Source organism: Lacticaseibacillus salsurae (assembly GCF_045862175.1).
GTDB classification, from domain to species: domain Bacteria; phylum Bacillota; class Bacilli; order Lactobacillales; family Lactobacillaceae; genus Lacticaseibacillus; species Lacticaseibacillus salsurae.
Window position 1 is genome coordinate 85,379 of record NZ_BAAFZI010000005.1, and the last position, 6,646, is coordinate 92,024.

A 6,646-nucleotide genomic window follows, 5' to 3' on the forward strand; every position below is an offset into this window, starting at 1 on the left:
GTGTCCGGTGTTATGCGATGGCCTTGGATGCTGATTTGAGGTGAGGTGCTTCAAACGAGAAAAACTGTGGGTGGAAGCGAATTGGCATAACGGCGGCAACTTGGCCAGTTTTTTGTAGTGGCGCCAATTCGCTGGAACCTACAGTTTTTCGTGCCGTCAAGCGAGCATTGCCAAGCGGAAGCTACCAGACAGCGACAGTGCTTTTGCAAAGTTTCATTTCATGGTAGAATAGTTTGGTATATTATCGAGGAGGCTGGCCTAATGACCGAAGAAAAGCGGCGCTTCAAAGCCGAAATTGCAGGTAAGTCGTACACCATCATCGGCCCAGGGTCGACGGCGCATTTTCAAGCAACCACGCAGCTGCTCAATCAGCAGCTCACCCAGATCCAACAATTAGCGCCGGACTTATCTTTGCAAGACGCTGCGGTATTATTGGCCTTTAACGCCTTGTCTGATCAAGTCAAAGCCAAAGTAGCGCAACAGTTAAAAGAGGATAAGTAATGTTATCGTTGATGATTGTCGCCATTTTGGCCTATTACTGCTACTCCGGCGCTCGGCGCGGGATGTGGCTGCAAGGTGTCCATGTGGTGGGATATTTATTAAGTTTAGTGCTGGCGCGGTTCACCTACCTGCCGTTGAGCGTCTTCATGACGCAATGGGTGCCGTATCCCAGCGCCACAGAACAAAGCAAATTCGTGTTTTTCACGCATCAAGTCGGCTTGACGTTAGACCACGCGTTTTATAATGGCGTGGCGTTTGTGTTTATGCTGATGATCGGGTGGCTCCTGACGCGGTTTGTGGCGTTGTGGTTTCATGATCTGTCTTACCGCAAGGCTGACGAAACAATGAGTACAGTCGTTGGTGGGGCGATGAATTTTTTGATGGGGTATTTGTTTATATTCTTGATTTTGTATTTGCTGGCTTTGATCCCTGTGGCTGGTATTCAAGATATGTTGGCGCATTCTGGGATTGCTTCGGCGATCGTGCGCTATACCCCAGGATTGACGCAACTGTTCACGAATTTGTGGATCGTGGCGTAAGGTGATTCGACGGCAATTCACGGTGAAAACACCGGGTGTTGGCGTCGATTTTTTTCGATTTTCGGAGGAATTATGAATTCTAAAATATTAAAAACCTTAGAGTATGGCAAGATCCGCTCAGCGTTGCAAGGCTTGGTCAATACTGCCGCTGGCGCTGAGTTGGTCGCTAAAATGCAACCCAGCAGCGATGTGGCAGTGGTGCAAACTGCCCTTGATGAAACGGCTGATGGCGCGTCGATCTTGCGGCTAGCTGGTGGCATCCCGGTGCCGCAACTGGAAAATATCGACCCAGCACTGCGGCGGGTGGATATTGGCGCCATGTTGAATGGCCGCGAACTGGCCGCCATTGGTCGCGTACTGAAAACCGTCAGCGCGGTGGATAAGTTTCTCAATGATCTCAACGAACGCTTGGCGTTGCGACGCGTTTACGACTTGCAACAACAACTCACGGCCTTGCCGGCGTTGGAGCGGCGCTTAGCCACTGCTGTTGATGAAGATGGCAGCTTGACAGATGAAGCCAGCCCAGAGCTGCACGGCATTCGCCAAGCCGTGAAGAATCTGGAAGGCGAGATCCGCAGCCGCATGGAAAACTATACCCATGGTAGCTCGGCGAAGTACCTATCTGACCCGATCATCACCATTCGCGATGATCGCTATGTCATTCCGGTTAAAGCCGAATATCGCGGCCAATTCGGTGGGGTGGTGCATGACCAATCTGCCAGTGGCCAAACGCTTTTCATTGAGCCGCAAGCGATCGTGGAAATGAACAACCGCTTGCGTCAAGCGCAACTAGAAGAACAAGCCGAGATCCAGCGGCTGTTGGCAGAACTGACCAATGAAGTCGCGCCTGACACCAAAGAGTTGCGCAATAACAACCAGGTGCTGGGGCATTTTGACTTTATCAACGCCAAAGCGCGCTACGCCAAAAATAGCCATGCCACAGAACCTGAAGTGTCAGCTGAAAACCATGTCGATTTGATCCAAGCGCGCCATCCTTTGATCAATCGACACAAAGTTGTGTCCAACACCATCACGCTTGGCAAAGACTATCAAGCCATCGTGGTCACTGGCCCTAACACTGGCGGGAAAACGATTACCTTAAAAACCCTGGGCTTGTTGCAGCTGATGGGCCAATCTGGGTTATTTATCCCAGCAGAAGCGGGTTCCGTGATCGGTGTTTATTCTAACGTGTTTGCTGATATCGGTGATGAACAATCCATTGAGCAAAGTTTGTCGACGTTTAGTGCGCATATGAAAACCATTGTCGACATTTTAGACGCGATGGACGATCATGCGCTGATCTTGTTTGATGAACTTGGCGCCGGTACCGATCCGCAAGAAGGCGCCGCTTTGGCCATCGCCATTTTGGATGCGGTTGGGGCCGCTGGCGCACAAGTGGTGGCGTCAACGCATTATCCGGAGTTGAAGCTTTATGGCTACAACACGCCAGGCACCATCAACGCGTCAATGGAATTTGACGCGGCGACGCTGCAGCCGACGTATCGCTTGTTGATCGGCGTGCCAGGGCGTTCCAACGCGTTTGATATTTCGCAGCGCTTAGGGTTGGATAAGACGATCGTGTCGGCAGCCAAGTCCTTGATCGCCGATGACTCGCATGAACTCAATAATATGATCTCGGATCTGGAAGCCCAGCGCAAAGCCGCCGAAACTGAATACTTGGAAACTCGCCGGCAACTTGAAGAAGCGCAAACTTTGCATGATCAATTGCAAAAAGCTTACGAAGACTTCTTTGAAGAACGCGAGCGGCAAATGGATGCAGCCAAAGATCGCGCCAATGCCATTGTCGATAAAGCCCAAACCAAAGCCGATAAAATCGTCAAAAAGTTGCGGCAAATGCAGTTGCAATCTGGCAACAATGTCAAAGAAAATCAGCTGATCGAAGCCACTACCGAGTTGAAAAACCTGCACCAAGAAAAAGCCAAGCCGAAAAACCGCATTTTGCGTCAAGCCAAAAACAAACAAGCTTTGCATCGCGGCGATACGGTCAAAGTGTTGGCGTATGATCAAACTGGCGAATTGTTGAAGCAAGTCGACGACAAACACTGGGAAGTGCAAGTCGGCATTATGCGCATGACCTTAGCCACCAATGAGCTCGAAAAAGTCCAAGCGCCTAAGTCCACTGAGCCCAAACGCCGCGTCACCGTGGTCAAAGGCGCCACTGGCCCGTCGACTAAACTTGATCTGCGTGGACAACGTTATGAAGAAGCCATGGCCAACTTGGATCAATATATCGATGCAGCGTTATTGGCAGGGTATTCGCAAGTCACGATCGTCCACGGCTTAGGTACCGGCGCGATTCGCAATGGCGTCACCCAATACTTGCGCCGCAATCGCCAAGTCAAGAAATTCGGCTTTGCCCCGCAAAATGCTGGTGGCTCAGGTGCGACGATCGTGGAATTCAAGTAATTGCCGGCGTCGACACAAATCAATTGTATCCAAGGTATTGGCATTTTGTGGGTCAACGTGGTATGATTAAGTTACAAAAAGTAAGAGGAGGCACACACATGGTAGAAGCTGTTACAGATCAAAACTTTGAAACCGTGACTGGCACCGGCGTTACGCTCACCGATTTTTGGGCAACTTGGTGCGGTCCCTGTCGGATGCAAAGCCCTGTAGTCGAATCTTTGGCCAACGATCGCCAAGACGTGAAGTTTGTGAAAATGGATGTTGACGCAAACCCCAACACCCCACAAAGTTTTGGTATCATGGCGATCCCAACGTTGCTGGTGAAAAAAGACGGCAATGTCGTGGAAAAAATCGTGGGTTACCATACCAAAGATCAACTTAACGAGATCCTTAACAAGTACACTGCATAAGCGACTTGTGACATCTAAAAAAGTCGAGGCCATGAAGGTCTCGACTTTTTTTGTCCCAAAATGAGTTACAGCGCCGTTAAGCTGATATGGGTTTGGGTTTTGGGTTGCGGCGTTTTTTCATCAAGGACTGCCGTTAACGTGATCATTTGCTTGTGGCGATCTAGCGTGGCGTTAGCTTCGACCACACAGCCAATCTCTTGTTGCAGGCTTTGCGCCAAAAAGCCGGCTTCGATGCGGAAGTCTGGCGCCTCGAAATTACTGATGCGAGTTTCAACGGTGGTACCACTTAAGGTGTAAACGCGTTGGTGGCGTTTGCTGGCGGCTGGCGCCAAGGTGCCAAAGCCTACGCGCGAAAACAATTCGCATAAATCGTCTTCAACTACTGGCAAGCGGCGCGCCAGTGAGCGGCCAGCCCAGTAGGTGATGCTTTCGGTTTCTTTGCCTAACAGATCCGGCAACAGTAAGTCGCGTAGCATCAACTGCCCGAATAACGGGCCAGTCGCGGACAGGTTTAACAGATCTTTATAGCTATTGGCCATGAGGCGCCTCCTATTTTCGCGCAATGCGCTGTCTGTTCTATTATAGCCAAAACCTTGCCGCCATGCGACTTGAATTTTGTTAGGGTGTATAATGTAGGTTCAAGAAGGGAGCGCACTTATGAATAAGCAACCGATCGGATTTATCGATTCCGGCGTGGGCGGGCTGACGGTGGTCATTGAGGCTTTGCGGCAGCTACCCAACGAAAATATTATTTTTTTAGGCGACCAAGCGCGTTTGCCGTATGGGCCAAGGCCGGCAAAGCAAGTGCGAGCATTCACTTGGCAAATGGTGAATTATTTACTCGCCAAGCATATCAAAATGTTAGTTGTCGCGTGCAACACTGCTACGGCTGCGGCTTTAGATGATCTGCGCGCCAAGTTGTCGATCCCAGTCGTCGGCGTGATCTTGCCAGGCAGTCGTGCGGCGTTGCGCGCCACGAAAAATCGGCGCATCGGCGTGATTGCCACAACTGGCACAGTGAAATCAGATGCTTATGCCAAAGCGATTCGCAGCAAAGATCGCCACGTTAAAGTGATCAGTATGGCCGAACCTAAATTTGTGCCAGTAGTGGAATCTAACGAAGCGCATTCCCCAGTGGCAAAGAAAGTCGTCGCAGAAGGCTTGAAACCTTTGCGCAATTCCGGCATCGACACGTTGGTGATGGGTTGCACGCATTATCCGCTGTTGCGGCCATTGATCCAAAATGTGATGGGACCGGATGTCACCTTGATCGATTCTGGCGCTGAAACTGTCAGCGAAGTGTCGATGTTGTTGGATTATTTTGATTTGGCCAATACCGACAATCCTGACCCATTACGGGAGTATCACACCACTGGCTCAGCCAAAATGTTTGACGCCATTGCCAGCGACTGGTTAGGTCAAAGCATTCATGCCGATCGCGTTGACATTTCGCAACTGCCGATGGATGTGGTCACCAGTTTACCCACAACAGTCGTCGTCGCTTCCAAAAACCCTGGCAAGGTGCGCGAGATCGCAACGATGTTCGACCATCTCGGTGTGGCAGTCAAATCATTAGCCGATTTTCCAGAATTGCCCAGTGTCCCAGAAACAGGCGCGACCTTTGAAGAAAATGCCCGCTTAAAGGCTGACGGCTATGCCCAAGCGTTGGAGTTGCCAGTGTTAGCGGATGACTCCGGCTTGCAAGTGGACGCCTTAGACGGCATGCCAGGGGTATTTTCCGCGCGCTATGCCGGCAAAGGCCACAACGATGCTGCCAACAATGCCAAGCTGATCGCCGAATTGGCAGAAGTGCCAGCCGATCAGCGTACGGCCCATTTTGTCAGCGTGTTGGCCTTGGCGCGCCCAGGCAAACCAGCTGAAGATCTGGTGGTGCGCGGGCAAGTCGACGGCATGATCGTCGGGATCCCTCAAGGCGACAATGGGTTTGGCTATGATCCGTATTTTTACTTACCGAAATTTGGCAAAACGATGGCGCAAATGACCCCTGATGAGAAAAATCAAGTGTCGCATCGCGGGGATGCCTTGCGCAAACTGGAAGCGCGTTGGGATGGTTGGTTCAAAGCTTAGGAGGACGAAACATGCGATTAGTTGTGGTCAGCGACACTCACGGAGATAAAGCGATTTTACAAGCCATTCAGGCGCAACAGCCTGATGCGGCGGGTTATTTTTACTGTGGTGATTCTGAATTGCCTGCCAGCGATGAGGTTTTTGACACGTATCAAGCGGTGACTGGCAATATGGACTTTGATCCTGATTTTCCGTTGACGCTGACAGTTCAAGAGCCAGGACTGACAGTGTTCATGACGCATGGGCACCGCTTCAACGTCAATTGGACATTAGATCCGCTGATTCAAGCTGGCAGCGATGCGCACGCAGAGCTGGTATTGTTTGGCCATACCCATCAACTCGGCGTTGAACAACATGACCAGCTGATTGTGTTGAATCCTGGGTCGATCTCGCAACCGCGCGGTGAATTTGCGCCGCTACATGGCACTTATGCCACCGTTGACTGGGACGCTGATACCATCACGGTACAATTTCACACCCGCGACGGGCAAGTGGTCGACAAGCTCACGCGAACCTTTACCCGTTAAGTGAATGCGGGTCACCCATCAAAAAAATGGAAATTTGTCAAATGGTGTTGAAGGATAGTTTTTATCCTTTGAAGGTCTCCCCGACCGTGGGAGGCTTTTTTGTTATTTAATTGTTTAAGGAACTATGATGGATGCAGGGATAATGGTATTTTCG

7 protein-coding genes are annotated in these 6,646 nt (G+C 50.8%); 6 read left to right on the forward strand and 1 reads right to left on the reverse strand.

All coding sequences use genetic code 11. The features are described 5' to 3' along the window. Positions 1-261 precede the first annotated feature (261 nt). From ACKTSG_RS03415 to trxA, 4 genes are all read left to right on the forward strand, one after another. Positions 262-501, forward strand: coding sequence for a cell division protein ZapA (locus ACKTSG_RS03415; protein WP_407891966.1), 240 nt, complete (start codon positions 262-264; stop codon positions 499-501). Beyond that, positions 501-1,040: a CvpA family protein gene (locus ACKTSG_RS03420; protein ID WP_407891968.1), complete on the forward strand. Its 540-nt coding sequence runs from the start codon at positions 501-503 to the stop codon at positions 1,038-1,040. The genes ACKTSG_RS03415 and ACKTSG_RS03420 overlap by 1 nt, the downstream gene beginning before the upstream one ends. 72 nt (positions 1,041-1,112) lie before the next feature. Next, a complete protein-coding gene (locus tag ACKTSG_RS03425) occupies positions 1,113-3,467 on the forward strand; it encodes an endonuclease MutS2 (RefSeq protein WP_407891970.1) in 2,355 nt (784 codons plus the stop codon). Between the two features lie 98 nt (positions 3,468-3,565). Next, positions 3,566-3,877 (forward strand): thioredoxin, encoded by a 312-nt coding sequence (gene trxA, locus ACKTSG_RS03430; protein WP_056963025.1) that lies wholly within the window; start codon positions 3,566-3,568, stop codon positions 3,875-3,877. A gap of 65 nt (positions 3,878-3,942) precedes the next feature. Here the strand turns inward: trxA and ACKTSG_RS03435 are convergent, their stop codons facing one another. Next, positions 3,943-4,416, reverse strand: a complete 474-nt coding sequence (locus tag ACKTSG_RS03435; protein WP_407891972.1) for a DUF2507 domain-containing protein — start codon at positions 4,414-4,416, stop codon at positions 3,943-3,945. A gap of 118 nt (positions 4,417-4,534) precedes the next feature. Here ACKTSG_RS03435 and racE point away from each other — a divergent pair, with 118 nt between their 5' ends. Next, positions 4,535-5,965 (forward strand): glutamate racemase, encoded by a 1,431-nt coding sequence (gene racE, locus ACKTSG_RS03440; RefSeq protein WP_407891974.1) that lies wholly within the window; start codon positions 4,535-4,537, stop codon positions 5,963-5,965. Between the two features lie 11 nt (positions 5,966-5,976). Continuing rightward, on the forward strand, positions 5,977-6,492 hold the full coding sequence (locus tag ACKTSG_RS03445) for a metallophosphoesterase family protein (RefSeq protein WP_407891976.1): 516 nt from the start codon (positions 5,977-5,979) through the stop codon (positions 6,490-6,492). Positions 6,493-6,646: the final 154 nt, after the last annotated feature.